This is a genomic window from Nonomuraea sp. MTCD27, from assembly GCF_041950495.1.
GTDB lineage: Bacteria > Actinomycetota > Actinomycetes > Streptosporangiales > Streptosporangiaceae > Nonomuraea.
This window is the reverse complement of the sequence record NZ_JBGNUW010000003.1, coordinates 443,771-468,908: the sequence shown is the minus strand read 5'-3', so window position 1 is coordinate 468,908 and position 25,138 is coordinate 443,771. Positions and strand designations below refer to the sequence as shown.

The following is a 25,138-nucleotide window of genomic DNA, read 5'->3' as shown; positions in this document are numbered from 1 at the left end:
GGCGGATGCGGAAGTGGCTCAGTGGTAGAGCATCACCTTGCCAAGGTGAGGGTCGCGGGTTCGAATCCCGTCTTCCGCTCGGAGCTTCCGGCTCGGTGGCGTGGCCGAGAGGCGAGGCAGCGGCCTGCAAAGCCGTCCACACGGGTTCAAATCCCGTCGCCACCTCTGCAAGGACGATTAGCTCAGCGGGAGAGCGCTTCCCTGACACGGAAGAGGTCACTGGTTCAATCCCAGTATCGTCCACCAGGTTCCGGCGGTAGGTGAGAGGTCGGGTTCGCGAGATCGCGGGCCCGGCCTTTTTCTGTTTGCGCGGGCCTTCAGGGACGGGCGCGACTTCAGGACGGTCGCGCGCTCAGTGACGCCGTAACGGCTGCCGCCGCCGCCGATCGCCTCGCCAACGCTGTGCCCCGCCCCGGTGTCCAGGCAGGCGCCGCGTCCGGCAGGGCGGTGCGGTGCCCGGATCGGCGGTGCGGGGCCGGATCGGCGATGCGGTGCCGGGCGGGCGGTGGGGGTGCCTTGATGGGCGGTGCGGTGCCGGGCGGGCGGTAGTGCCGGGGTCGGTGGGGTGCTGGGTCGGCGGTGGGTGCTGGCGGGCGGTCACCTGGTGGTCACTTCACGGTGACCGCCGTGCGGGACGGCCCGTGGGGGGCAGAGGACGGGGTGTGGCGAAGACGACCCGGACGTTTCTGCTCGCTGCTTTGACCTCCGCGCTGGGCATCTCCGCCCTGTGCGCGCTCCCGCCCGTCGGCGGGTTCCTGCTGGGGCGGGCGATCGCGGCCGCGCTGGTGTTCCCCGGGCTGGGCCAGGGGCCGGCGGTGGCGACGGCCGGCGCGCTCGCGGCCTTCTCCGTCGGGCTGACCGGCCTGGCCTACCTCGCGTTCAGGTGGTCCGGGTTCGGCGCGTCCCGGATCGGGCTGCTGGTGTGCTGGGGGCTGGCGGGCGGGCCGGCCGGGGTGGTGGCGGTGCTGGCCTGGGTGCGGTGGCACGGGGTGCCGTTCGACGCGTACGCCCGGTACGCGGCCTCGTGGGGCATGGCCACCGCCCTGCTGGCCGCGCTGCTGGCACTGGCCGCGACCCGGGTGTTACCCGCGACCCCCGCCCCGAAGGCCCCCGGCACCCCCGCCGGCTCCGGGGAACCCGTGAAGCCCGTCAGGAAGGACCCCGCCACCGCACCCAAGAAGCCCCCCGCCACCGTCAAGCAGCCCGCCGCTGCCGGGAAGACGGCCACCACGAAAGCGAGCACCACGAAAGCGGGCACCACGAAGACGGGCACCACGAAGGCGGGCAGCGCGAAGGCGGGCGCGGTCCGGGTCTCCAGCGCGAAGCCGGCCGGCGGGAAGGAGCCCGCGGCCGGACCTGAGGGGGCCTCCGCCGCCGAGAGCCGGTGGTCGTTCCGGCCCCGTTCGTGGGTGTTGCCGTGCCTGGCGGCCGGGTGGGCGATCGTCTGGAGCGTCCTCCTGCGCGCGGAACAGCCGCTGCTGGCCTGGCTGCCGCTGTCGCTCAACTACTTCGACCAGGTGGCCGTCGTGCTGGCGACCATCGCGGCCGGGTCGCTCGAAGGGGTGTTGCGGCGTCGGCTGCCCGTCGAGGGGCGGCCCGGGCGGGCGTTCGTGCTGGCGTGGATCTCGTTGTCCGTGGCCCCCGTCGTGTACGCGGCCGTCGTCGCCATCGACCGGGGCATGCGGGAGCTGCTGCTGGCCCGGCCGCTGAGCGCGGCGTGGGTGGCCGAGTACGCCGGCGACATGACGGCCGCCCTGGTGGCCCAGCCCGCCCAGGTCGCCGTGCCCCCGCTGCTGCTCGCGCTGGTCGCCACCGGCGTGCAGCAGGCGCTGCCGCACCGGCAGGGGCCGCCCGCCGAGCCGGATCCGGTGCGGACCGACCGGCGCTGGAGCCTGCTGGTGGCGGGGGCGGCGGTCGCGCTGACGTACTTCTGCCTGGCCGTGACGTCGCGGTTCCCGCTGCTGACGCGGCGGACGTTCGACGCGGAGACGCCCGTGATGGTGCGGGCGCTGGCCCTGCTCGCCCCGCCCGACCCGGCGCTGGGCCGGACCGTGGTGGTGTGGTTATGGGCGGTCGCGGCGGTGTTCGGGGTGTCGGCGGCGGTGCTCGTGTACGTCGCGGTGCGGGGGCAGCTCGTCCGGGTCTTCCCGGCGACGTCCTACCTGGTGCTGGTCGCGGCGCTCGCGCTGGCCACGGCCCTGGCGTGGAACGCGGGCAGCGTGATCGGCCACGCCCTGACCGGGGAGCGGCCGCTCGGGATCTCGCCCGCGGCGGAGGCGGCCGAGTTCTGCGCCTTCGTGGTGCCGGTGTTCGGGGCGCTGCTGTTCATCGTGCACTCGCAGGTGGGGGTGTCCAGGTTCGCCGGGATCGTGGAGCTGGAGGGCGAGCAGACGTGGGAGAAGGTGACCGAGCGGTACCGGACGTGGAAGGAGCAGGTGAGCGGGCACGTGCCGGGCAGGCGCGAGCGCGGGCTGATCGCGGCGCGGGCGGCCGGGGGCGCGCTGGTGCTCGCCGTGGCGGCGGGGGCGGTACGCGCGTTCGGCGGCGGCGGGCAGGCCGAGCTGCCGGGGAGCGGGGTGTTCCTGGCCGCACCCGTGCTGTCCGCCGGGGTTCCGGCGGCCGAGAACCTGACCGGCGCGCTCTACCTCGTCCTGCTGGCCGGGCTGGTCTACGCGGCGCTGACGAAGGTGAACCTCCAGGAGCGCCGCTGGTCGGTCTGGCTGACCGTGTGGGGGTTGTCCGTGGTGGCGGGAGCGGCGGCGGCGCTCGCCACGCCCGCGGGGATGCAGCTCGGGCTGCTCGCCGGGCCGTTCGCGGTGGCGGGGCTGGTGGTGGCGGCGCGCCGGCGGGTGTTGCTGGCCGGGGGCGTGGTGCTCGTCCTGGTGGCGCTGGCACCGCTCGTACGGGGTGCCCCGCCGCGCGAGCCGGTCGCGGTCGTCCCGGGGGCCTGGCGGGAGCGGCTCCCCGGGCTCGTCATCGACGTCTCCTACCCGCGGGCCAGGGGCGGGCCGGACACCGCCCGGGTCGACGCGGCGCTGATGGCGCCGGTGAAGGCGTACGTGGACGAGGCGCTGCGGCGGCATCGCGAAGGAGCCGGCCCCGGCGCGGTGACCGGCAGCTTCGTGGTCGTGCGCGCCGACGCCGAGGTCGTCTCCGTACGTTACGCGCTGGCGGGCGAGATCGGGCGGGCGGTCACGTACGACGTGGCGGCGGGCGAGGTGCTCACCGTGCGGGACCTCTTCGTGCCGCACGCCTTCACGCCCGCCGGGCGACGGCAGATGGCCGACGCACTGCGGCCCCTCATGCCCAAGGGCCAGAACCCCAGGACCGTGAGCGTGGACAGCGACCGCCTGCTGGTCAACCTGGCCGTGGGAGCGGTGGAGTTCACGTTCGGACGCGACTACTTCTGCACCCCCTGCTCCCCGTTCACGGTGCGGGTGCCGGACGGGAGGATGACCGGGCTGCTGCGCCGCTAGCCTTCCCGCATGGGCCTGGAACTGATCACGAGCCTCAGGGCGACGCGTGCCTTCACCTCCGCTCCCGTCACACGCGAGCAGGTGACGGCGGTCCTGGAGGCCGCGCGGTGGGCGGGGTCCGCGCGCAACCGGCAGCCGTGGCGGTTCGTCGTCGTACGCGACCGGGGCCTGCTGGGCGAGCTGAGCCGGCTCGGCGCCTACGCCGGGCACCTGGCGGGGGCGCCGGTGGCGGTCCTGCTGGCCGTGGACGCCACGCTGAGCACCGAGGACGCCGAGTTCGACGCCGGGCGGGCGGCCCAGAACCTCATGATCGCCGCCCACGCGCTCGGCCTGGGCAGCTGCCCCGCCTCGTTCTTCCCCGCCGCCAAGGCCCGCGCGGCCACCGCGCTCGCGGGGCTCGGGGAGCCGTGGCGGATCCGTACGGGCATCTCGCTGGGCCGCCCCGCCCCGGCCCCGGGCGGGACGCCCGCCATCCCCCAGGGACGGCTGCCGCTGGCCGATCTGGTCATCGAGCTCTCTTAGCGCGACGATCAGCTCATGGACACTCAGGAGATCGGCGACCGATTAGAGATCATCGCGCTGCTGGCCCGCTACACCCATGCCATCGACACCGGGCAGTGGGACCTGCTCGACGAGGTGTTCTGCCAGGACGCGGTCATCGACTACAGCTCCTCCGGCGGCATCAGGGGCTCACGCGACGAGGTCAAGGGCTGGCTGGCCCAGGTGCTGGCGCACTGGCCGGCCCGCCTCCACCTGGTCGGGGCCGCGCACATCGACTTCCTCGACGGCACGCGGGCCCGCGTGAGCGCCCCCTTCACCGACACCCTGGCCCCGACCCGGGAGATGGTCGCCGCGCGTACCGAGGGGTTCCTGCACGGCGGCGGCTGGTACCACCACCTCATGCTCCGCACCCCCGACGGGTGGCGCAGCACCGAGCTGGTGGAGGAGCAGAGCTGGCGCACCGCGCGCTGAACCCTCTTACTAATTAGGTTTCGGAAATTACCGGATTGCGGTGGAATTGAACCGACGACGGATGGGAGCCGTCGTCGGGATTGTCCACCCGGGCGTTCATCGGCTGCGTTCATCGGCATGGGGGAAGCGGAGGGGAGCCCGCCGCCCCACAGGTGTTGCGAGAGGATTCCGGCTTGCCACGGGGGTAGGGCCAGTGATCGAAGCGCTGGAACGTGCACTTCTGGACGGAGAGCACGCGCTGCTCGTCGAGGGAGACCTGCGGCGGGCGCGCGAACTCTTCCACGTCGCCTACCACGAGGCCGTGCGGCGGGGCGACCGGCCCGCGACGGCCCGGGCCGCGCTGGGCCTGGGCGGGATGTGGGTGCACGAGCACCGGACCGCCGCGGGGGCGGCCATGGTACGGATGCGCCAGCGGGAGGCGCTGTTCCTGCTCGACGCGGACTCGCCGGTCGCGCTGCGGTTGCGGATCAGGCTGGCCGCCGAGGACGACCACCGCGGCGGCGGCCACGACGCGATCCTGGCGATGGTGTCCGAGACCAGGGCCGCGGGCGATCCGGTGGCGCTGGCCGAGGCGCTGAGCCTGGCCCACCAGTGCGCGCCGGGCCCCGAGCACGGAGCCGCGCGGCTGGAGCTGGCCAGGGAGCTGATCGGGGTGGCCTCCCGTACGGGCCGCCGCTCCGACCTGCTGACCGGCCTGCTCTGGTACGCCGTGGACCTGCTCCTGGCGGCCGACCCGCACGCCGAGCGGGCCCTGGGCGAGCTGCGCGACGCGCTGGACGGGGAAGGGCACCAGGCCGTCGAGGTCGTGCTGGGCGGGATCGAGGTGATGCTCGACCTGCGCGCCGGCCGGTTCGGGCAGGCCGAGGAGCGCGCCGCGGCCTGGCACGAGCGGGGCGTGGCGGCCGGCGATCACGAGGCTACCGGCCGGCACGGCTGCCAGCTCGCCGCCGTCCGCTGGTACCAGGGCCGGATCGGCGAGCTCGTCCCCCGGCTCACCAATCTGCTGAACTCTCCCATGCTCGGCGCGGACGACTCCCCGTACGCGTGCCTGGCGGTGGCCGCCGCCGCGGCCGGGGATCGTCGGCTGGCCGGAAGCATGCTGGCCAGGCTGCGTGGCAGCGTCCTGGCCGACGGGCCGCGCACGGGAACCTGGCTGGTCTCGATGTACGCGGTCGTGGAGGCGGCCGACCTGCTGGCCGACACGGAGCTGGCGGCCAGGGCGGGGGCGCTGCTGGCCCCGTACGCGGAGCTGCCGGTCATGACCGGCCCCGGCATCGCCTGCTTCGGCTCCGCCCGCCACAGCCTGGGCGTGGCCGCGATCACCACGGGCGACCTCGACCGGGCGATCGGACACCTGCGCCGGGCCGTGGACGACAACCTGGCGCTGGGCCACTGGCCCGCCGTCGCCCTGTCCCGCTCGCGCCTGGGCCAGGCGTTGGTGCTGCGCGACGGCCCCAGGCAGGAGGCGGCGCGCAGGCAGCTCGCGCTGGCCGAGCAGGAGGCCAGGGCGCTGGGCATGGCGCTGCCCCGCCAGGTCGCCGGCCGGGTGACCTGCCGCCCGTCGGGGCCGCGCTGGCGGGTGGAGCTCGGCGCGCGGACGGCGCTCGTCGACCACTGCGTGGGCATGCTGCACCTGGCGGCCCTGCTGGCCGACCCCGGCAGGGAGATCCCGGCCGCCGACCTGGCCGCCGGTTCGGCCGGCCCGGCGACGGGGCCGGAGTCCGCGCAGCGGCTGCTGGACGGGCCGGCGGGCCGGGCGTACAAGAACCGGCTGGCGCAGCTCGACGCGGAGATCCAGGAGCTGGAGTCCAACCACCAGCGCCAGCAGGCGCACGGGCGGCGGGCCGAGCGCGACTGGCTGATCACCGAGCTGGCCTCGGCGACCGGGCTGAGCGGGCGGGCACGCACGCTGGCGCCCGGCGGGGAGCGGGCCCGTACGGCCGTGGGCAAGGCCATCCGGCGGGCCGTGGATCGCATCGCGGCAGCCGATCCCGTCATCGGGGCCGAGCTGCGCGCGACCGTCCGCACCGGCGTGCGCTGCTCCTACGACCCCGGCTGACCTGCGCGGACGACGGCGGATACAGATTTATCGCGTTTGTGGCTAGATCGCCTCGGGCAGCGCGAAGGCGGGCAGTGTCCCCCTGCCCTTCCCGGTCGAAAGGCTGTGCGGTAATGGCGTTCGCATGGGCTCTTCTCGGTCATGACATAGCGGTCGATCTCGGAACAGCCAACACACTCGTGTACGTCCGCAGGAAGGGCATCGTGCTGAACGAGCCCTCCGTCATAGCGATCAACCTGCACAAGAACACCGTCGTGGCCGTCGGGAAGGCGGCCAAGCGCATGATGGGCCGTACTCCCCCGCACATCGCCACGATCAGGCCGCTCAAGGACGGCGTGATCGCGGATCTGGACGCTGCGGAGCGGATGTTGCGCATGTTCATCCAGAGGGCGCACCCGAGCCGGTTCCTGGCCAAGCCGCGCATCGTCGTGGCGGTCCCGAGCGGCACCACCTCGATCGAGCAGCGGGCGGTCAAGGAGGCCGCGTACGAGGCGGGCGCGCGGCGCGTGCACATCATCGAGGAGCCGATGGCCGCGGCGATCGGCGCCGGGCTGAAGGTCGGCGAGGCCACCGGCAACATGGTCGTCGACATCGGCGGCGGCACCACGGAGGTCGCCATCGTCTCGATGAGCGGCGTCGTGGTGGCCAAGTCGCTGCGGGTCGGCGGTGACGAGCTCGACGAGGCGATCATCACCCACATCAAGAAGGAGCACGCGCTGCTGCTCGGAGACCGTACCGCCGAGCGGCTGAAGATCGACCTGGGCATGGCGCGGCCCGCGCCCGTGACCGCCCGCGACGCCGATCCCGTCCCCAAGGGCCGGCACCGGGTCGGCGTGGTCACCGTGACGGAGGACGGCGAGCCGATCGCGGCGGAGGACGAGGAGCCGCCGGCGCCGCCCGCGCCGCGCGGCTGGAACCCGTTCCGGTCCCGGCCGAAGCCAGAGAGCGGGACGCCGGCCGCCGCGCCGCGCCCGCTGGAGCCGAAGGCGTCGGCCCCGGTACGCGGGCGCGACCTCGTCAGCGGCCTGCCGAAGACCGCGACCATCACCGCCGAGCAGATCAGCGAGGCCATCGAGAACGAGGTGCAGGCCATCATCGACGCGGTGCAGACGACGCTCGACCAGTGCCCGGCCGAGCTGGCCGGCGACCTGCTGGACAACGGCATCGTGCTGACCGGCGGCGGCGCCCTGCTACGCGGCCTGGCCGAGCGGATGGGCGAGGCCACCGGCATGCCCATCCGGGTCGTGGACAAGCCGTTGTACTCGGTGGCGCTGGGCGCGGGCCGCTGCGTCGAGCGCTTCCAGGCCATGCGCGACGTGCTGCTGCCCGATTGGTCGCGCCGGTGAAGCGGGCGTTCGTCCTGCTCGTGCTCGCCACCGCCGTCCTGCTCGTCGTGATCGACCGTACGCTGGCGCCGCTGGCCCCGCTGCGGGAGGCGGGCGCGACCGTGTACGGCACGGCGCAGAGCGCGTTCGGCACGGTGACCAGGTCGTTCGGCGGCGAGGGGCGGTTGCGGGCCCTGGAGCGGGAGAACGCCGCGCTCCGCGCCGACCTGCTGTCCTCCGGCGCCCGCGCGGCGGGCGGCCCGGCGGGCGGTCCAGCGGGCGGCCCGGCGACCGGCTCAATGAGTGGCCCAGCGAGCGGCACCGCCGCGGTGCCGGCCCGGCACCGGGGCGTGGCCGCGCACGTGGTCGGGTTCGGCCGGGGCCAGAAGGTCACCATCGACGCCGGGAGCTCGTCCGGAGTGGTGCGCGACGTGACCGTCCTGAACGCCGACGGCCTGGTCGGCAAGGTCACCTGGACGGGCGCCGCGACGGCGTCGGTCTCCCTCGTCACCGACGCCGCCTCCTCCGTGGGGGCGCGCATGACGGAGTCGGGCGAGCTGGGGGTGGTGACCGGGGTGCCGGGCGAGGGGCGGCTGCGGCTCAGCCTGTTCGACCCGAACGCGCCGCTGAAGGTCGGTGACGTGGTGGAGACGCTGGGCTCGGCGGGCGCGCGGCCGTACGTGGCCGGGGTGCCCATCGGCACCGTCACCGCGATCGAGGACGTGCCGGGGGCGGCCACGCGTACGGCGCTGGTGCGGCCCGCCGCCCGGCTGTCCGCGCTCGACCTGGTCGCCGTGATCGTGCCACCCCCGGGGAGGTGACGTCGTGGGCCTGGTGTTGCTGCTGCTCGCGGCGCCGCTGTTGCAGGTGCTGCTGGTCAATCGGTCCCCGTGGGGCGGGCCCGACCTGGTGACGCTGGCCGTGGTGTGGCTGGCGCTGGCCAGGGGTCCGGTCTGGGGCTGCGTGGCCGGGCTGGTGGCCGGGCTGGCCGCCGACGTGACGCCGCCCGCCGACGGCACCGTGGGGCGCGCGGCGCTCGTGCTGTCGGTGACGGGGCTGCTGGCGGGGCACTGGCGCGAGCGCAGGCCGTTGCTGGTGGCCGCCGCCGCGGCCGCCCTGGGGACGGTGCTGCAGGCCGCCGCCGCGGTGGCGCTCGGGGACGAGCCGTGGCGCTCGGCGGTGACCGGGCTGCCGCTGGTGCTGGCGTGGACGGTGCCGCTCGGGGCCGTCGTGGGCGCCGTTCTCGTCCGGCGGCGGCCACCCGCGGAGGTGCCGCGCCGTGTCTAGGGCCAGGTTGTTCGTGTTGCGGCTGGTCGTCACGGCGATGCTGGCCACGCTGGTGGGGCGGCTGTGGTTCCTCCAGGTCGTCAGCGGGGACGAGTACGTCCGCGCGGCGGCCGACGTGCGGATCAGGACCGTGGCGCTGCCGCCGACCCGGGGGCAGATCCTCGACGTGGCCGGGCGTCCCCTGGTGACGAACCGGACCCGGCCGGTGGTCACGGTGGACGCCATAGCGCTGGCCCACCAGCCGGACGGCGGCCGGGAGGTGCTGACGCGGCTGGGGAAGCTGCTGGGCCGGCCGTACGGGCAGATCGCGGAGAAGGTGCGGCTGTGCGCGCCGCAGGTGCGGCAGCCGTGCTGGCAGGGCTCGCCGTACGAGCCGATCCCCGTGGCCGAGGGTGTCACCGTGCCGGTCGCGCTGCAGATCGGCGAGCGGCAGCAGGACTTCCCCGGCGTGCGTACGGACCTGCGCCCGGTCCGCGTCCACCCGGGGGGCGCGGCGGCGGCCCACACCCTCGGGTACGTGCAGGGCGCCAAGGGCCGCGACGGCCTCGAAGGCGTCTACGACCGGGAGCTGGCCGGGCGGGCGGGGCGCCGGGACGTGGCCGTGGACAACACCGGCCAGGTCACCAGGATCATCCGCCAGGACCCGCCGGTCCCCGGGAACACGCTCGTGACCAGCATCGACTCGCGCATCCAGGCCATCGCCGAGCAGGCGCTGGGCCGGGCGCTGACGAGCAGCGGCGGCTCCTCGGGCGCGGCCGTGGTGCTGGAGTCGGAGACGGGCCGGGTGGTCGCGCTGGCCGGGCGGCCGGCCTACGACCCGGCCGTGTGGACCGACGGCGTGACCGCCCGCGAGTACAAGGCGCTGCCGCTGCTGTCGCAGGCCGTACAGGGTGAGTGGGCGCCCGGTTCGACGTGGAAGGTCGCCTCGGCGGCCGCCGCCGTGACGGCCGGGTACGGGCTCGGCGCCACCTACGACTGCCCGAGCGGCTACACGGTGGGCAACCGGGTGTTCCGGAACTTCGGCAGCGCCGACCTGGGCCTGATGACCATGCACGGGGCGCTCGTGCAGTCGTGCGACACGATCTTCTACCGGCTCGCCGACCAGCTCTGGCAGCGCGGCTCCGACGCCCTGCAGAAGACCGCCCGCGGGTTCGGCTTCGGCCGGCCGACCGGCGTGGACCTGCCGGGCGAGGCGGCCGGGGCGGTGCCCGACCCGGCGTCGAAGAAGGCGCTGTGGCGGGCGACGCGCGCGGAGAGCTGCCGCCGGGCCGGGAAGGGCTACCCCGAGATGGCAGACCGGGGACGGGCGGCCTACCTGACGGCGATCGCCCGGGAGAACTGCCGGGGCGGCGGCGTGTGGCGCGGCGGCGACGCGGCCAACTTCTCCATCGGGCAGGGCGGGGTGCTGGTCACGCCGCTGCAGCTGGCGCGGGCGTACGCGGCCATCGCCAACGGCGGCACGCTGCACAGCCCGCGCGTGGGGCTGCGCGTCGTCCGCCCGGACGGGTCGGCGGTCAGGACGATCACGCCGCCGGTGGCCGGCCGGCTGCCCGCCTCGGCCGAGACGCTGCGCTTCATCCGGCAGGCCCTCACCCAGGTGCCCCGGTCGGGGACGGCGGAGGGCGCCTTCAAGGGGTTCCCGTTCGGCAAGATCGCCGTGGCCGGGAAGACGGGCACGGCGGAGTCGTTCGGGCACCGGGACACCTCCTGGTTCGCCTCGTTCGCCCCCGACCCCGCCTACACCGTGGTGGTCGTGCTGTCGGAGGGCGGCCGGGGCGCGGAGGGCGCGGCTCCGGCGGCCCGCGACATCTGGGAAGGCATCCTCGGGCTGAGGGAGCGGCGATGATCGCTGTTTCGGGCAGGCGGCGGGTCGTGTGGGCGCCCTCCCTGGGCGCGCCCGACCGGGTGCTGACGCTGCTGGCGCTGGCCCTGTCCGCGACCGGGCTGCTGCTGGTGTGGTCGGCCACGCGCATGCAGGACGACAACGGGCTGCTGGTGCGGCAGGCGGTGGCCGTCGGCGGCGGGCTGGTGCTGATGTGGCTGGTGTCGCGGGTCGATCTGCGGGTGCTGCGGGCGTACGTGCCGCTGGCGTACGTGCTGACGCTGCTGTCGCTGGCCGCGGTGCTGAGCCCGCTGGGCGTGCGGGTGAACGGCGCGCACTCGTGGATCGTGCTGGCGCCCGGCGTGCAGTTCCAGCCGTCGGAGTTCGCCAAGGTGGCACTCGCGCTGGCGTTCGCGGTGCCCCTGGGAGAGCTGCGCGACGGGCAGCACCGGCCGGGGTTCGGCGGGGTGCTGGTGGCGCTGGTGCTGGCCGCGGTGCCGATCGGGCTGATCGCGCTGCAGCCGGACCTGGGCACGATGCTGGTGTTCGCGGCCATGGTGGCGGGGGCGCTGCTGGTGTCGGGGGCGCCCAAGCGCTGGCTGCTGGTGCTCCTCCTGGGCGCGGTGGGGGCGGGGGCGGCGGCGTGGAAGCTCGGGCTCGTCCGGCCGTACCAGCTCGAACGGCTGCTCGTGCTGGCCGATCCCGGGGCCGACCCGGGCGGCGTGGGCTACAACGCCGCCCAGGCGCGCATCGCGATCGGCTCCGGCGGCCTCTACGGCAAGGGGCTGTTCAACGGCGAGCAGACGGCCGGCCACTTCGTGCCCGAGCAGCACACCGACTTCATCTTCACCGTCGCGGGCGAGGAGCTCGGTTTCGCCGGGGCCGCGCTCATCGTGCTGGCCGTGTGCGCGCTGCTGTGGCGCGGGCTGTCGATCGCGCGGCACAGCGCCTCGCCGTACGGAGCCGTGCTGGCGGGCGCGGTGGTGTCGTGGATCGCCTTCCAGACCTTCGTGAACGTGGGCATGACCGTGGGTCTCATGCCGATCGTGGGCGTGCCGCTGCCGTTCGTCTCCTACGGCGGCTCGGCCACGGTCGCCGGGCTGCTGGCCGTCGGGCTGCTACAGGCGGTTCACCGGACCAAGTCCATGCAGCCGTAGCAGGTTCTCGCCCAGGATCTTGCGCTTGGCCTGGTCGGTGAGCTGCGGGTAGCCGTACCCGTCGCAGAGGTCCTGCGGGATGGTGAAGTCCCTGAACGCCCTCAGCGCCCACTGCGGGTGGAAGATCGGCGCCTCCGAACCGTAGATGATCTTGTCCTCGCCGCACCAGAAGAGCAGCTTGCCGATGATCTCGGCGAACATCCTGGGCGCCCGGACGATGAAGTTGATCGTGGCCGCCAGGTCGGCGTACAGGTTGGGGTAGCGGATGAGCTGCCAGCAGGTCTCGTCCAGGAACGGCAGGCCGACGTGGAAGATGACGAAGTTGATGTCGGGGAAGTTCGCGGCGGCCCCGTCCATGTCCCACGTCTGCGTGTGCTCGATCGGCTGCGGGCCCAGCGGGACGCCCTTGTGCACGCCGATCAGGTCGATGCCCAGGTCCCTGGCCTTCTCGAAGATCGGGAAGGCCACCCGCGGATCGTCCATGCGCCACGGGTACGGCGAGCCGTAGTCGTAGCGGACGTTGTACAGCTTGAACGCGCGCGCGTTGAACTCCCCCACCTGGCGTTCCATCAGGTCGAGCGCCTTGCGGCCCTCCAGCGGGTTGACCGTGCCCCAGAAGATCGTCCGGTCCGGGTCGCGGGCGGCCAGCTCGGCGCACTCCTGCCACGGCGACAGGCCGTCATGGTAGAGGTCGGTGAGCGGCAGCGGCATGGCGACCAGCATGTCCGTGTCGGACTCCTCGTAGACCATGCGGCGGATGTCGTCGATCGTCCACTGCCGCAGGAACTCCTCGGGGGGCAGCTTGGTCTCGCCCTCGGGGGTGAGGGTGGTGTGGAAGGCGTACAGGTGGTTGGAGAACATCTGGCCCGCGGAGCCGTAGGCGTTCTTGGCCTCGAAGTTGAACACGTGGGCCACGCTGTCGAACACGAAGAAGTCATCGATCATGTGCCTGATTCCTCCTTATGTAGGCGGCCTTGTCGGGCACCTGCGCGGGAGCGGGCAGGAAGCGCAGCAGGCGGGCCGCCCTCGGGGAGAGCCGGTCCACGGTCCACGCCTCGTCCCACACGATCTCGACCTCCGCCTCGCGGATGCCGGGCTGCTCCTCGATGCGGTCGCGTACCTCGGTGAGGACCCTCGCGGCGAACGGGCACCAGCCCGAGGTCAGCAGCAACTCCACCCGGGCCCGGCCCTCCTCGACCTCGACCGACCTGACGAGGCCCATCTCCACGACGGAAATGCCCTTCTCCCTGCAGCACGGGTCGTAGACCCCGGACAGTGCCTGACTGGCCCACTGCGGTATCTCCGGCATGGCCTCATCGTCGGACGGGTGTGCCGCTTGGGGTAGGCGTCCGATTTTCAGATAGCGCAGATGCTGGATGGATGACCGGCGAACAACCCAGCGATCTGATCCGCAGCGTCTCCCGAGCGCTTCGCGTGCTGGAGGAGGTCTCGCGGGCCGACCGGCCGCTGTCGGTCAAGGTCATCGCCCGCCGATGCGGCCTCAACCTGTCCACCTCCTACCACCTGGTCCGCACTCTTTGCTACGAGGGCTACCTGCACCGGCAGCCCGACGGCGACTACCTGCTCGGCTCGCAGGTGGCCGAGCGGTTCCACGAGATGCTGGACACCTTCGAGCGGCCGCCCCGCGCCACGGCGGTGCTGCGGCACCTGGCCGCCGTCTCCGGCCACACGGCCTATCTGGCGCAGCTGTCCGGGGGACGGCTGGTCGTGGTGGACGTGGCCGAGGGGCCGCGCTCGCCGTGGCTGGAGGACCTGCAGGCGGGCCTGGAGACCGCCCCGCACGCCACCGCGCTCGGCAAGGCGCTGCTGCTGTCCCTCACGTCCCGCGCCAGGCGCGCCATCCTGACCGGGTACGGCCTGCGCCGCTTCACCTCCTCGACCCCCGTCAGCGTGGAGGACCTGGAGGAGGAGCTGGCGCGGCTGCGGCCGGGGCAGGTGGTGGAGGAGCACGGGCAGTTCAGGGAGGAGGTGGCCTGCGCGGGCGCGATCGTGCCCGGCACGCAGTGGGCGATCGGCATCTCGGCCCGCGGCCTGTCGATCCCCCAGATCGCCCGCATCCGTCTGGCGGAGGCCGTACGGGACCTGGCTTGACCGGTGGCCGGCCGGTGCTGGCCGGGCCAGGAGCGGCGTGCCGGCGCACTCCTGCCTCAGCCGCGGCGACGGGCGCCCGGGGTGGGCCCGGCGGGTGCGGCGCAGCCCGGTGCGGATCCAGTGGGATCCTGAGCGAGGGTGGGGCATGAGGCGCCGGTACCGGTCGAACGGCCGTACCCGGTGACGGACGGATTCGCGGAGACGATCGGAGCGGGTGTGGAATGAGGGTGATCCTGTTCGGGGCGACCGGGATGATCGGGCGGGGGGTGCTCAGGGAGTGCCTGCTCGACGAGCGGGTCACGGCCGTGCTCGCGGTCGGGCGCTCCGCGACGGGGGTTTCGCATCCCAAGTTGCGCGAGATCCGGCACGATGACCTGCTCGACCTGTCCCCCGTCGAGGGTGAGCTGGGCGGTTACGACGCGTGCTTCTTCTGCCTGGGGGTCTCCTCGGCCGGGATGAGCGAGCGGGACTACCGGCGCGTCACGTACGACTTCACGCTGGCGGCCGGGGAGACGCTGGCGCGGCTGAGTCCCGGCTCCACGTTCATATACGTGTCCGGCGTCGGGACCGACGCGCAGGGTCGGGCCATGTGGGCCAGGGTGAAGGGGCTGACCGAGAACGCGCTGCTGGCGTTGCCGCTGGAGGCGTACATGTTCCGGCCCGGCTACATCCAGCCCATGCACGGCGTCACCTCGCGCACGCGGCTCTACCGGGTGGCGTACGTGGTCACCCGGCCGCTCTACCCGGTGCTGCGGCGGTTCTTCGCGTCTGGGGTGACGACGACGGAGCGGATCGGGCAGGCGATGATCGCGGTCGCCGAGCGCGGGGCGCCGAAGCGGATCCTCGGGCCCGCGGACATCAACGCGCTCTGATCGTCCCTGGCGCCAGGGGGATGGCGAGGAACGAGGCCGCCGCGGCCAGGCCCCAGACCGCCGCCCAGGAGGCGTGGGCGATGACGACGGGAATGAGCAGCGGGGTGAGGAAACCCACCGCGAACAGGGCGGTGCCCAGGAGGCCCAGGGCGGTTCCGGCCCGGTCGGGGCCGGCCATGGCGGCGATCTCGGTGTAGGCGACGCCGTGCCAGGAGTTGGCGAGCAGGCCGCCGACGGCGAGGGCGGTGACGGTGAGCGGGGTGGGGGCGTCGGTGAGCACCGCCGCGGCCGCCATGGCGATCCCGGCCAGGGCGCCGATGCCGCGCAGGTAGGTGCGGCGGTTGCCCCGGCGGTCGGTGCGGCGGCCGGTCCAGATGCGCGCCGCGCCGCCTCCCAGCTGGGCGATCAGGACGGTGACGCTCGCCAGCGTGGCGCCCTCGCCCTTGACGTCGTGCAGGAAGATCGCGGTGAAGGAGAGGACGGCGAACTGGGGGACGGTGAGCAGCGCCCCGGCCAGGGCCACCCGCCACACGTCCCAGCGGCGGAGCGGGGAGCGCCCCTTCGGTGAAAGGTTCCGCTCGCCGCGGCCGGTCTTCTCCAGCAAGGAGGTGGCGGGTGGGGTGGGGTTGTGGAGCCAGCGCCAGGTGGCGGCCGCGGCGGTGAGGCAGAAGGCGGCGGGTACGGCGTAGACGGCGCGGAAGCCGTACGACTGGGCGAGCCACGGCAGCAGCGCCACCCCCACCGCCCCGCCCACCGGGATCGCCGTCTGGCGGATGCTCATCGCGAACCCCCGCTCCCCCTCCCCGAACCAGGTCATGACCGCCCGCCCCGAGGCCCCGTTGACGCTGCCGCCCAGCGCGCCCGCGACCGCCATGCACACCGCCAGCAGGCCGACCCCGGCCCCGTCCCCGGGAGTCACGGCCACGGCCATCACGGCGAGCAGCGCGGCCGTGGCCGTCAATCCGGTGAGCAGGACGCGCCGGTCGCCGAAGCGGTCGGTCAGCAGCCCCCACACGATGTCGGAGGCCGCCACCCCGAGCCCCAGGCAGGCCAGCACCAGGCCGAGCGCCCCCGTCGACAGGTGGTAGTCGGCGCGCATCGTGATGCCGGTGACCGGGATGCCGGAGAACATCGCCGAGAAGCTGCCCTGCGCCCCGACGCCCACGGCGAGCACCACCCACCGGTGCCGCGCCCCGTACGAACGCCGTCCCGCCCCGGCGGGGGAGCTGTCGGCGGTGGAAGCCAACGTCGTCACGACGCGCACCTTTCACGAAATAACCGGACTTAGCGGTTACCGACCCTGGCAGCTCCAAAAGTAACTTGTCAACCCGGTTACGATGAGGCCATGGACTTCACCTTCGTCAGCGGGAACCTCGGGCTCGACCTGGCCGGCACCGTCGGCCACCGCCGGGGCGAGCGCATCGACCTGCTGGCGGCCCCCGGCGACCTGGCCCGCTGGACGGTCGCCGCCGGGCTCCTCGACACCCCGCCCGCCGTGAGCGACGACGACCTCGCCCGGACGGTGGCGCTGCGCGAGGCGATCTACCGGCTGGCGTCGGCGGCCCGCACCGGAGCGCCGTTCGAGGCGGCCGACCGCGAGACGCTCAACCGGGCCGCCGGCCGCGCGCCCGCGAGCGTGCTGCTCGGCGAGGACGGCCTGGAGCGCGGCGGCGACCTGCCGGCCGCGCTGTCCAGCACCGCCCGCGCCGCCGCCGAGCTGCTCGGCGGCGCGCAGGCCGCGCTGATCAGGGAGTGCGAGGCCGACCCCTGCACGCGCCTCTACATCGACGCCTCGCACCGCCGCACGCGCCGCTGGTGCGACATGCGCGGCTGCGGCAACCGCGCCAAGGCGGCCGCCTTCCGCGCCCGCCGGCACCACTGACGCCCCGACCCCCGCCCGCGGCCCCGAGGGGCGGGCGGCATCGGGCATGCCGGATGATGGAATATCCCCGAGGGCCTCAGCGCTACCGTAGCCGTCAAAGATTCAACAGTCATGGATGGTGACTAAAGTGCAGTTCGGACTCTTCAGCGTGGGCGACGTGACCACCGATCCCACCAACGGCAGGACCCCGACCGAGCACGAGCGGATCAAGGCGATGGTGGCGATCGCGCTCAAGGCGGAGGAGGTCGGGCTGGACGTGTTCGCGACGGGCGAGCACCACAACCCGCCCTTCGTGCCGTCCTCCCCGACCACCATGCTCGGCTACATCGCGGCCAGGACGGAGCGCCTGCAGCTCTCCACCGCCACGACGCTGATCACCACGAACGACCCGGTGAAGATCGCCGAGGACTTCGCCATGCTGCAGCACCTGGCGGACGGCCGGGTGGACCTCATGCTGGGCCGGGGCAACACCGGGCCGGTGTACCCGTGGTTCGGGCAGGACATCCGGCAGGGCATCCCGCTGGCCATCGAGAACTACGCGCTGCTGCACAAGCTGTGGCGCGAGGACGTCGTCGACTGGGAGGGCCGCTTCCGCACCCCGCTGCAGGGGTTCACGAGCACGCCGCGCCCGCTCGACGGGGTGCCGCCGTTCGTCTGGCACGGCTCGATCCGCAGCCCGGAGATCGCCGAGCAGGCCGCCTACTACGGTGACGGCTTCTTCGCCAACAACATCTTCTGGCCGAAGGAGCACTTCATGCGCCTGATCAACCTCTACCGCCAGCGGTACGCCCACTACGGCCACGGCACCCCCGAGCAGGCCGTCGTGGGCCTGGGCGGCCAGGTGTTCATGCGCAAGAACTCCCAGGACGCGGTACGCGAGTTCCGCCCGTACTTCGACAACGCCCCCGTCTACGGCCACGGGCCGTCGCTGGAGGAGTTCACCGCGGAGACGCCGCTCACCGTGGGCAGCCCGCAGCAGGTCATCGACCGGACGCTGGAGTTCAGGGAGTTCTTCGGCGACTACCAGCGCCAGCTCTTCCTCATGGACCACGCGGGCCTGCCGCTGAAGACCGTGCTGGAGCAGCTCGACATCCTCGGCGAGGAGGTCGTGCCCGTGCTGCGCAAGGAGCTCGCGAAGGACCGGCCGGCGGAGGTGCCCGGCGCGCCGACGCACGCGTCCCTGCTGGCGAAGAAGAACGCACCCGCCGACAAGAACGCTTCGGAGCACGTGGGCGCCTGAAACGCCCGGAAGGAGATCGACCCCCATGAAGCTCGTCGTCGTCACGGCGGGGCTGACCCAGCCCTCCTCCTCCCGCCTGCTCGCCGACCGCCTGGCCGAGGCGGTCGCGCGGCGGGCGGAGGTGGAGGTCCGCGTGATCGAGCTGCGCGACCTGGCCGTGGACATCGCCAACAACTTCGTGACCGGATTCCCGAACGGCAGGCTCCGCGAGGTGATCGCGGCCGTGACGGAGGCCGACGCGCTCATCGCGGTCACGCCGATCTTCAGCGGCTCGTACAGCGGCATGTTCAAGTCGTTCTTCGACGTGCTCGACAACACCGCGCTGACGGGCAAGCCCGTGCTCATCGCGGCGACGGGCGGCACCGCCCGGCACTCGCTGGCGCTGGAGCACGCGCTCCGGCCGCTGTTCGCGTACCTGCGCGCCGTGGTCGTCCCGACCGCCGTGTACGCCGCGTCGGAGGACTGGGGCGGCGGCCGCGACGCCTTCACGGACGGGCTGGGCGAGCGCATCGCCCGCGCCGCGGACGAGCTGGCCGACCTGCTGCTGCACCGCGCGCCCGGCCGGGTGGAGCAGCCGGAGGAGATCGTCCCGTTCGAGCAGCAGCTCGCGGCCCTGCGCCCGGTCGACTAGGTTCACCGGCGTGGGCCGCGCCCGGAGGAGTAAGGTCCGTTAGGAACCTTTCCTAACGAAAGCAGGGAGCCCACGTGCTGACCGCGACTCTGCTCAGCCTCGCCCTCACCCTCACCGGCACCGGCCCCTTGACCGGCACCGCACCGGTGGACCTCACCGACCCGCACAAGAAGGACATCGCCATGCGGCTGGTGTCGAGCGCGGAGAACTCCTCGCTCGACTGGAAGGCCCAGTACGGCTACATCGAGGACATCGAGGACGAGCGCGGCTACACGGCCGGCATCATCGGCTTCTGCTCCGGCACCGGCGACATGCTGGAGCTGGTCGAGCTCTACACCAGGCGCAAGCCCGGCAACGTCCTGGCCAGATACCTGCCCGCCCTGCGCGCGGTCAACGGCACCGACTCCCACCAGGGCCTGGAGCCGAACTTCATGAAGGACTGGCGGACGGCCGCCAAGGACCCCGCCTTCCAGCAGGCCCAGAACGACGAGCGCGACCGCGTCTACTTCGGCCCGGCCGTCCGGCAGGCCGAGCAGGACGGGCTGCGGGCGCTCGGCCAGTTCGCCTACTACGACGCCATCGTCATGCACGGCCCCGGCACGAGCCGGCTGAGCTTCGGCGGCATCAGGAAGTCCGCCCTGGCCAAGGCCAAGCCGCCGGCGCAGGGCGGGAACGAGGTGACGTACCTGAACGCGTTCCTGGACGCGCGCAAGGCGGCGATGCGGGCCGAGGAGGCGCACGAGGACACGACCCGCGTGGACACGATGCAGCGGGTGTTCCTGAAGAACGGCAACCTCGACCTGAACCCGCCGCTGACCTGGAAGGTGTACGGCGACAGCTACACGATCAAGAAGTGAGGAGCGCGCTCCGGGACGGGCGGCCCCCGGAGCGCGCGACCCGGGGTCAGGGCTTGATGGCGACCACGTCGTACGTGGTGTCGGGGGTCGGGGTCGTGGTGAAGCGGGCGTTGGGCAGGTAGAGGCGGTGGCCGTAGGCGGCGACCGTCGTGGGCACGTCGAACCTGGGGTCGGTCAGGCGCCGGACGACCTTGCCCGAGGAGCTGTCGCGGGCCAGGCCGATCACGGCGACCGTGTTCAGGCGGTTCTGGACGGCGTACAGGGTGCGGCCGGACAGCAGCAGGCCGTCGCCGTTGGTCAGCAGCTCGCCGCCCAGGTTCACCTCGGTGGTGACGCCGGAGGACGGGTCCACCTCGAACAGCTTGCCGGTGTTGGACTGGACGATCAGCAGCGACCTGCGGTCGGGGCTGGGGGCGATGCCGTTGGCGTTGTTGCCGGTCGTGTACTGGATGGCGCCGCTGAGCGGGATCTTGACGACCTCGTCGGGCAGCGCGCCGCCCCGGCCGAGGTCCAGCTTGTACAGGACCGGGTTGGCGGAGTCGGTGAAGTAGGCCGCGCCGCCGACGAGGATGACGTCGTTGACGAACGACGTCCCGGTGGCGAACTGGTACGACTTGAGGACCTGGCCGGTACGCAGGTCGACCACCCGCGCGTTGCCGGCGTTGCCCCCGGCCACGAACAGCCGCCCGCGCCCGTCGGTCTTGAGCCCGAGCGACTGCGTGCCCGGCCCCTTGCTGATGACGGCCCCCTTGCCGGTGCGCAGGTCGGCCCGGTAGATGTCGCCGGTCGCGCGTGAGCCGAAGTAGGCGTACGGCCCCGGCCCGATCGCTATGCCCTCCGGCTGGAAGCCGTTGGGCAGCGGGAACGTATCGGGCTTCGTCGCGGCCTGCGCCGGCACGCCGCCGAGCATGACCACGACGAGTGCGCCGAGTGCGGTCTTCAGGATCGCGGATCTCATGCGGCCCACGATGCCCGGGTGGCCGGTCGCGGCAAAGACCCAGAAAGGGCTTCACAGGGAGTTTTCAGCAATCTCCGGTGCCTGCCCGGACAGGATCGGAAAGCGCCGCCTTCCCCATCACGGTACGGAAAACGCCTTGTGGATCATCGGCGGCCGTCACTACCTTGGCGCGAATGCGGAGGCCCCTCTTATCCCTCATGACCGTCGCCCTGGCCGCCTCGGCCTGCAGCGCGCCCCAGCCGCCGGCTCCGGCTTCCCCCGCCACGACGCCGGCGGGGGCGGCCAGCCCGGCCGTGGCCGAGCAGCGGCCCGCCGTCGACCTGAGCGCCTTCGAGGCCGGCCGGTCGCGGCCCGTCCCCGACCCGCTCTATCCCGCCTACGGCAACCCGTCGATCGACGTGCTCCACTACGACCTGGAGCTGGCCTGGAAGCCCGGTGCCCGCACGCTGACCGGCACGGCGAAGCTGACGATCCGCGCGGCCAGGCCCCTCACCCGCGTGCGGCTCGACTTCGGCCGCGCGCTCAAGGTGGACGAGGTCACGGTGGACGGCGCCAAGGTCAGAGCGACGCGCAAGTACGACGACCTCACCGTCCCGCTGGCCGAGCCGCTGGCCGCCGACGAGGGCACCGTCGTCACCGTGCGCTACCACGGCAGGCCGAAGCCCGTGGACGCCAAGCAGCGGCGCAAGGACATCGCCATGCTCGGCTTCCACATCGAGGGCGGGGGCGCCGCGTGGGCGCTGCAGGAGCCGTTCGGGTCGTTCACCTGGTTCCCGGTCAACGACCACCCGTCGGACGAGGCGCTGTACGACGTGGCGATCACCGTGCCGAAGGGGTGGTCGGGGGTCGCGCACGGCACGTACAAGGGGAAGACGTCGGCCGGGCGCACGAGCACGTTCACATGGCAGTCCACCGATCCCGTGGCCAGCTACCTGACGGTGTTCGCGGCCGACAGGTTCCGGATGTTCAGGGACAAGGGGCCGCGCGGGATCCCGATCACGTACTGGATCCGGCCCCGCGACGTGGCCAAGCAGCTTCCGGTGGCCAAGCGGATGCCGTCGATCATCCGGTGGCTGGAGAAGAAGCTCGGGCCGTACCCGTTCCCGAGCGCCGGGCTGGTGGCCACGAGCGACTCCGGCATGGAGACGCAGCAGATGATCGCGCTCGGCCCGCGCTACATGGAGCCGTCGGTCGTGGCGCACGAGCTGGCGCACCACTGGTTCGGCGACACCGTCACCCCGCGCACGTGGCGCGACCTGTGGCTGAACGAGGGCTTCGCCATGTACTTCGAGATGCAGTGGTACGCCGACCACGAGGACGGCACGATCGACGAGTTCGTCGCCAACATCCGCCGCTTCGACCCCGAGCTGCGCCGCGAGAACGGCCCGCCGGGCAGGTACCGGCGCGACTCCTTCGCCCAGAGCAACGTCTACTACGGCCCGGCGATCATGCTGCACGAGATCAGGAAGCGGCTCGGCGACCGGAAGTTCTTCGCGATGACCAGGGCGTGGGCCCAGGAGCACCGCAACACCACCCAGGACCGGGCGTCCTTCACCAGGTGGCTCAAGGAGCACACCGGCCGTAACTTCACCAAGCTCATCGACGCCTGGCTCGACTCCGAGACCACCCCGCGCTGAGGGATCCCAGCGAGTAGGTTGGGACAGAGCCGAACAAACGGGGTGTAGTTATGTCAAACGGTGCCCGTCATGCTCTGGGAGTGGTCGCCGGCCTGCTCCTCCCTCCACTCGTGCTCGCCGGGTTGTGGTACGGCGTCGGCGAGCTCACCCTCCAGGCCCAGCAGGCGCTCCGGATCTCGTGGACCGGCGCCGGAGCGATCGCCGCGGCCGCGATCGTGCTGGCCTTCCTGGCCGGCTCGCGCCTGTCGCCCGTGGCCTCGCTGCTCGGCGGCCTGGCGTTCACCGCGCTGGGGATCGCGCCCTTCCTGGAGATCGCCTTCGGCGTCCGGCTGGTGAGCGTCGACCTGCTGCCCGGGTTCCTGCGCAACGGGTACACGACCCTCGGCTTCTCGGGGCTGCAGTTCCTGCTCGGCGTGACGCTGCTGGTGGTCTCGCTCTTCCCGTCGCGCTGGCGGGGCCGCCGGTCGGCCGAGCCCGTGGAGGAGTACCAGGACCCCTGGACGCCGGCGCAGCAGTCGCAGCATTACCTGCCCCACAGCCCGCACAGCGGCTCCGAGGACGCCACGCGGCCGATGTACCGCGAATGAGCCGCGCGCGGGCTGGCAGAATGCCGCCATGCGCGACTTGACGATCGTCGACTTCCTGACCGAGCTGGCCGACCGGGTGCCCGCGCCCGGCGGCGGCGCCACCGCCGCCCTGCACGCCGCACAGGCCGCCGCGCTGCTCGGCATGGTGGCCCGCTACACCACCGGGGAGAAATACGCCGGCCACGCCGAGACCGTCGTCGCCCTGATCGCCGAGACCGACACCCTGCGGGCCCGCGCGCTGAGACTCGCCGAGGAGGACGCGGCGGCGTTCACCGCGGTCACCGACGCCTACCGGCTGCCCAAGGGCGAGGAGCGCAGCGCCGCCATCGCCCGCGCGCTGGCCGGCGCCGCCGAACCGCCCGCCCGCGTGGTCGAGGCCGCCACCCGCGTGATCGAGCTGTGCGAGCTGCTGCTGCCGATCGCCAACCGCAACGTCACCACCGACGTGGCCGCCGCCGCGGAAGCGGCGCGCGCCGCCCTCACCACGGCCCGGGTGAACGTGGAGGTCAACCTGGGCGGCATCAAGGACGAGCGAGTACGCGAAGAGCTGAACATCCGCCTCTCCGGCGTCGACGCGGCCGTCGCCAGGGCAGACTGGGTGACCGCCGAAGTACGCGAGGAGATCAACCCGTGAAGACGCTGACCGGCAAGGAGCTGGCCACGGCCATCAAGGCGCAGGCGCAGGCCGAGGCGGCGGCCGGCCCGCAGCCCCGGCTGGCCGTGGTGGTGGCCACCGCCGACGAGGCGAGCCTGTGGTACGTCCGCTCGATCGCCAAGGCGGCGGCCGGCGTCGGCATCGCCTGCGACGTGGTCGACCTGGGCCCCGAGGCCGCCCCCGAGCAGATCGGCGAGATGCTGGTCAGGCTCAGCGCCGACACCGGCGTCCACGGCGTGCTGCTGCAGACCCCGCTGCCCGCCGGCGCGTCCGCGCAGGAGCTGGCCGCGGCCATCGACCCGCGCAAGGACGTCGACGGCGCCAACCCGCTCTCCCTGGGCCGGCTGGCGGCCGGGCTGCCCGCGTTCCCGCCCGCCACGGCGGCGGCCGTGATGGCGCTGCTCGACCACTACGAGGTGGAGCTGCTCGGCCGGCGGGCCGTGGTGGTCGGCCGCTCCACGGTGGTGGGCAAGCCGCTGGCGCACCTGCTGCTCGACCGCCACGCCACCGTCACCGTCTGCCACTCGCGCACCCGCGACCTGGCCTCGGTCACCGCCGAGGCCGAGGTGCTGGTCGCGGCCGCCGGCCGGGCGGGGCTGATCGGCGCCGGGCACGTGGCGCCCGGCGCGGTGGTGATCGACGTCGGCACCAACCCGACCGACGACGGCGGGCTGACCGGCGACGTCGACTTCGACGCGGTCGCGGAGGTGGCCGGCGCGCTCACCCCGGTGCCCGGCGGCGTCGGCCCGGTGACCACCGCCCTGCTGCTGCGCCACACCGCCAGGGCGGCGAACCTGCCGTGACGCGGTGGATCCGCCCCGCAGCGCACTCCTTGGAGCTCACCCGCGTCGAAGACGTGGACGAGCGCATCCTCGACTTCATGGCGGAGGTCCATGATGGCTGACATCCTCGTCGTCCAGAACAGCAGGAGCGGCGGGCCGGGCCGCGTGGGCGACTGGCTGGCGGAGGCCGGGCTGGAGCTCGACGTCGTGCTCGCCCACGAGGGCGCTCCCCTGCCCGCCCGGCTGGAACACGACGCCATGATCATGCTCGGCGGCGGCTACCTGCCCGGCGACGACGACCGCGCCCCGTGGCTGCGCGACGCCCGGCGGCTGATGGGCCAGGCGCTGGCGGAAGGGGTGCCGCTGCTCGGCATCTGCCTGGGCGGCCAGATGCTCGCCCAGGTCGCCGGCGGCGAGGTGACCGGCGACACCGGCGCGCCCGAGAACGGCAGCCTGCCGCTCACGATCAGGCCCGAGGCCGCCGCCGACCCGCTCTTCCACGGGCTGCCGCCGGTGGTGCCCGCGATCGAGCACCACAAGGACGCCATCACCAGGCTCCCGGCCGGCGCGGTGCACCTGGCCGAGACCGAGAGGTGCCCCTACCAGGCGTTCCGGATGGGCGAGCGGGCGTGGGGCGTGCAGTTCCACCCGGAGGTGCGGCCCGCGCGCATCCGGGAGTGGCGGGCCGACGGCTTCGACCCCGCCGAGGTGTACGCGCGGGCGGTGGCGGACGAGCCGGTGTCCACGCCCATCTGGCACCGGGTGACCGGCCGCTTCGCCGCGCTCGTCACCGAACGGGCGGGCCTGCCCGCCGACGCGGCGTGAGC

The 25,138-nt window shown here is 73.4% G+C and carries 24 protein-coding genes and 3 tRNA genes; 22 read left to right on the top strand and 5 right to left on the bottom strand.

Translation table 11 applies throughout. The features are described 5' to 3' along the window. The first annotated feature begins 7 nt into the window (after nt 1–7). The 3 genes from ACBJ59_RS10250 to ACBJ59_RS10240 all read left to right on the top strand — a co-directional run bounded on the left by ACBJ59_RS10250 (nt 8) and on the right by ACBJ59_RS10240 (nt 246). A tRNA-Gly gene (locus ACBJ59_RS10250) sits at nt 8–79 on the top strand. Between the two features lie 15 nt (nt 80–94). Beyond that, nucleotides 95–165 (top strand) — tRNA-Cys (locus ACBJ59_RS10245). 6 nt (nt 166–171) lie between these two features. Beyond that, a tRNA-Val gene (locus ACBJ59_RS10240) sits at nt 172–246 on the top strand. A gap of 836 nt (nt 247–1,082) precedes the next feature. On the opposite strand, the gene ACBJ59_RS10235 is transcribed toward ACBJ59_RS10240, so the two are convergent. Then, a complete protein-coding gene (locus tag ACBJ59_RS10235; protein ID WP_375110216.1) occupies nt 1,083–1,838 on the bottom strand; it encodes a pentapeptide repeat-containing protein in 756 nt (251 codons plus the stop codon). A gap of 1,647 nt (nt 1,839–3,485) precedes the next feature. On the opposite strand from ACBJ59_RS10235, the gene ACBJ59_RS10230 reads away from it, so the two are divergent. The 8 genes from ACBJ59_RS10230 (at nt 3,486) to rodA (ending at nt 12,098) form a co-directional block, all read left to right on the top strand. After that, nucleotides 3,486–3,998 carry a nitroreductase family protein gene (locus ACBJ59_RS10230; RefSeq protein WP_375109908.1) on the top strand — a complete coding sequence of 171 codons (513 nt, stop codon included), beginning with the start codon at nt 3,486–3,488 and terminating at the stop codon, nt 3,996–3,998. Between the two features lie 15 nt (nt 3,999–4,013). Beyond that, a complete protein-coding gene (locus tag ACBJ59_RS10225) occupies nt 4,014–4,448 on the top strand; it encodes a nuclear transport factor 2 family protein (RefSeq protein ID WP_375109907.1) in 435 nt (144 codons plus the stop codon). Nucleotides 4,449–4,641: 193 nt separating this feature from the next. Continuing rightward, nucleotides 4,642–6,507: a hypothetical protein gene (locus ACBJ59_RS10220; RefSeq protein WP_375109906.1), complete on the top strand. Its 1,866-nt coding sequence runs from the start codon at nt 4,642–4,644 to the stop codon at nt 6,505–6,507. Nucleotides 6,508–6,620: 113 nt separating this feature from the next. Next, nucleotides 6,621–7,853 (top strand): rod shape-determining protein, encoded by a 1,233-nt coding sequence (locus ACBJ59_RS10215; RefSeq protein WP_375109905.1) that lies wholly within the window; start codon nt 6,621–6,623, stop codon nt 7,851–7,853. After that, nucleotides 7,850–8,653: a rod shape-determining protein MreC gene (gene mreC / locus ACBJ59_RS10210; protein WP_375109904.1), complete on the top strand. Its 804-nt coding sequence runs from the start codon at nt 7,850–7,852 to the stop codon at nt 8,651–8,653. The genes ACBJ59_RS10215 and mreC overlap by 4 nt, the downstream gene beginning before the upstream one ends. 4 nt (nt 8,654–8,657) lie before the next feature. Next, a complete protein-coding gene (locus ACBJ59_RS10205) occupies nt 8,658–9,119 on the top strand; it encodes a rod shape-determining protein MreD (RefSeq protein ID WP_375109903.1) in 462 nt (153 codons plus the stop codon). Next, entirely contained in the window at nt 9,112–10,965 is a 1,854-nt protein-coding gene (mrdA, locus tag ACBJ59_RS10200; RefSeq protein WP_375109902.1) for a penicillin-binding protein 2, read from the top strand. The genes ACBJ59_RS10205 and mrdA overlap by 8 nt, the downstream gene beginning before the upstream one ends. After that, complete coding sequence (gene rodA, locus ACBJ59_RS10195) at nt 10,962–12,098, top strand: rod shape-determining protein RodA (protein ID WP_375109901.1); 1,137 nt, start codon at nt 10,962–10,964, stop codon at nt 12,096–12,098. The genes mrdA and rodA overlap by 4 nt, the downstream gene beginning before the upstream one ends. Here rodA and ACBJ59_RS10190 read toward each other — a convergent pair. After that, the gene (locus ACBJ59_RS10190) at nt 12,060–13,043 is read right to left on the bottom strand and encodes an amidohydrolase family protein (protein ID WP_375109900.1); all 984 of its coding nucleotides are present in this window, start codon (nt 13,041–13,043) and stop codon (nt 12,060–12,062) included. The genes rodA and ACBJ59_RS10190 overlap by 39 nt on opposite strands. After that, on the bottom strand, nt 13,033–13,407 hold the full coding sequence (locus ACBJ59_RS10185) for a metal-sulfur cluster assembly factor (protein WP_375109899.1): 375 nt from the start codon (nt 13,405–13,407) through the stop codon (nt 13,033–13,035). Before ACBJ59_RS10185 ends, ACBJ59_RS10190 begins: the two co-directional genes overlap by 11 nt. A 71-nt stretch (nt 13,408–13,478) precedes the next feature. Here ACBJ59_RS10185 and ACBJ59_RS10180 point away from each other — a divergent pair, with 71 nt between their 5' ends. After that, entirely contained in the window at nt 13,479–14,210 is a 732-nt protein-coding gene (locus ACBJ59_RS10180; RefSeq protein ID WP_364116320.1) for a helix-turn-helix domain-containing protein, read from the top strand. Nucleotides 14,211–14,431: 221 nt separating this feature from the next. Beyond that, entirely contained in the window at nt 14,432–15,082 is a 651-nt protein-coding gene (locus ACBJ59_RS10175; RefSeq protein WP_375109898.1) for an epimerase, read from the top strand. Here ACBJ59_RS10175 and ACBJ59_RS10170 read toward each other — a convergent pair. Then, a complete protein-coding gene (locus ACBJ59_RS10170; RefSeq protein ID WP_375109897.1) occupies nt 15,069–16,337 on the bottom strand; it encodes an MFS transporter in 1,269 nt (422 codons plus the stop codon). The genes ACBJ59_RS10175 and ACBJ59_RS10170 overlap by 14 nt on opposite strands. 90 nt (nt 16,338–16,427) lie before the next feature. On the opposite strand from ACBJ59_RS10170, the gene ACBJ59_RS10165 reads away from it, so the two are divergent. The 4 genes from ACBJ59_RS10165 (at nt 16,428) to ACBJ59_RS10150 (ending at nt 19,692) form a co-directional block, all read left to right on the top strand. After that, entirely contained in the window at nt 16,428–16,964 is a 537-nt protein-coding gene (locus ACBJ59_RS10165) for a CGNR zinc finger domain-containing protein (protein WP_375109896.1), read from the top strand. A gap of 127 nt (nt 16,965–17,091) precedes the next feature. After that, nucleotides 17,092–18,204, top strand: coding sequence for an LLM class flavin-dependent oxidoreductase (locus ACBJ59_RS10160; protein WP_375109895.1), 1,113 nt, complete (start codon nt 17,092–17,094; stop codon nt 18,202–18,204). A gap of 25 nt (nt 18,205–18,229) precedes the next feature. Beyond that, on the top strand, nt 18,230–18,835 hold the full coding sequence (locus tag ACBJ59_RS10155) for an FMN reductase (protein ID WP_375109894.1): 606 nt from the start codon (nt 18,230–18,232) through the stop codon (nt 18,833–18,835). A 74-nt stretch (nt 18,836–18,909) separates the two neighbouring features. Beyond that, a complete protein-coding gene (locus tag ACBJ59_RS10150) occupies nt 18,910–19,692 on the top strand; it encodes a chitosanase (RefSeq protein ID WP_375109893.1) in 783 nt (260 codons plus the stop codon). Nucleotides 19,693–19,738: 46 nt separating this feature from the next. On the opposite strand, the gene ACBJ59_RS10145 is transcribed toward ACBJ59_RS10150, so the two are convergent. Then, nucleotides 19,739–20,650, bottom strand: coding sequence for a superoxide dismutase (locus ACBJ59_RS10145; protein ID WP_375109892.1), 912 nt, complete (start codon nt 20,648–20,650; stop codon nt 19,739–19,741). A 173-nt stretch (nt 20,651–20,823) separates the two neighbouring features. On the opposite strand from ACBJ59_RS10145, the gene ACBJ59_RS10140 reads away from it, so the two are divergent. The 5 genes from ACBJ59_RS10140 (at nt 20,824) to ACBJ59_RS10120 (ending at nt 25,136) form a co-directional block, all read left to right on the top strand. Further along, nucleotides 20,824–22,287: a M1 family metallopeptidase gene (locus ACBJ59_RS10140; protein ID WP_375109891.1), complete on the top strand. Its 1,464-nt coding sequence runs from the start codon at nt 20,824–20,826 to the stop codon at nt 22,285–22,287. Nucleotides 22,288–22,337: 50 nt separating this feature from the next. Further along, on the top strand, nt 22,338–22,874 hold the full coding sequence (locus tag ACBJ59_RS10135) for a hypothetical protein (protein ID WP_375109890.1): 537 nt from the start codon (nt 22,338–22,340) through the stop codon (nt 22,872–22,874). Nucleotides 22,875–22,902: 28 nt separating this feature from the next. After that, complete coding sequence (locus ACBJ59_RS10130) at nt 22,903–23,508, top strand: cyclodeaminase/cyclohydrolase family protein (protein WP_364136985.1); 606 nt, start codon at nt 22,903–22,905, stop codon at nt 23,506–23,508. After that, nucleotides 23,505–24,332: a bifunctional 5,10-methylenetetrahydrofolate dehydrogenase/5,10-methenyltetrahydrofolate cyclohydrolase gene (locus tag ACBJ59_RS10125; RefSeq protein WP_375109889.1), complete on the top strand. Its 828-nt coding sequence runs from the start codon at nt 23,505–23,507 to the stop codon at nt 24,330–24,332. Before ACBJ59_RS10130 ends, ACBJ59_RS10125 begins: the two co-directional genes overlap by 4 nt. A gap of 90 nt (nt 24,333–24,422) precedes the next feature. Then, nucleotides 24,423–25,136 (top strand): type 1 glutamine amidotransferase, encoded by a 714-nt coding sequence (locus tag ACBJ59_RS10120; protein WP_375109888.1) that lies wholly within the window; start codon nt 24,423–24,425, stop codon nt 25,134–25,136. The last annotated feature ends 2 nt before the right edge of the window (nt 25,137–25,138 follow it).

Excerpts from the sequence above, each read along its gene's own strand:
- rodA (WP_375109901.1), top strand. The coding sequence starts at position 10,962 with ATGATCGCTGTTTCGGGCAGGCGGCGGGTCGTGTGGGCGCCCTCCCTG.
- ACBJ59_RS10180 (WP_364116320.1), top strand. The coding sequence starts at position 13,479 with ATGACCGGCGAACAACCCAGCGATCTGATCCGCAGCGTCTCCCGAGCG.
- ACBJ59_RS10225 (WP_375109907.1), top strand. The coding sequence starts at position 4,014 with ATGGACACTCAGGAGATCGGCGACCGATTAGAGATCATCGCGCTGCTG.
- ACBJ59_RS10120 (WP_375109888.1), top strand. The coding sequence starts at position 24,423 with ATGATGGCTGACATCCTCGTCGTCCAGAACAGCAGGAGCGGCGGGCCG.
- ACBJ59_RS10140 (WP_375109891.1), top strand. The coding sequence starts at position 20,824 with ATGCGGAGGCCCCTCTTATCCCTCATGACCGTCGCCCTGGCCGCCTCG.
- ACBJ59_RS10135 (WP_375109890.1), top strand. The coding sequence starts at position 22,338 with ATGTCAAACGGTGCCCGTCATGCTCTGGGAGTGGTCGCCGGCCTGCTC.
- ACBJ59_RS10130 (WP_364136985.1), top strand. The coding sequence starts at position 22,903 with ATGCGCGACTTGACGATCGTCGACTTCCTGACCGAGCTGGCCGACCGG.
- ACBJ59_RS10230 (WP_375109908.1), top strand. The coding sequence starts at position 3,486 with ATGGGCCTGGAACTGATCACGAGCCTCAGGGCGACGCGTGCCTTCACC.
- ACBJ59_RS10185 (WP_375109899.1), bottom strand. The coding sequence starts at position 13,407 with ATGCCGGAGATACCGCAGTGGGCCAGTCAGGCACTGTCCGGGGTCTAC.
- ACBJ59_RS10175 (WP_375109898.1), top strand. The coding sequence starts at position 14,432 with ATGAGGGTGATCCTGTTCGGGGCGACCGGGATGATCGGGCGGGGGGTG.
- ACBJ59_RS10165 (WP_375109896.1), top strand. The coding sequence starts at position 16,428 with ATGGACTTCACCTTCGTCAGCGGGAACCTCGGGCTCGACCTGGCCGGC.
- ACBJ59_RS10215 (WP_375109905.1), top strand. The coding sequence starts at position 6,621 with ATGGCGTTCGCATGGGCTCTTCTCGGTCATGACATAGCGGTCGATCTC.
- ACBJ59_RS10145 (WP_375109892.1), bottom strand. The coding sequence starts at position 20,650 with ATGAGATCCGCGATCCTGAAGACCGCACTCGGCGCACTCGTCGTGGTC.
- ACBJ59_RS10190 (WP_375109900.1), bottom strand. The coding sequence starts at position 13,043 with ATGATCGATGACTTCTTCGTGTTCGACAGCGTGGCCCACGTGTTCAAC.
- ACBJ59_RS10155 (WP_375109894.1), top strand. The coding sequence starts at position 18,230 with ATGAAGCTCGTCGTCGTCACGGCGGGGCTGACCCAGCCCTCCTCCTCC.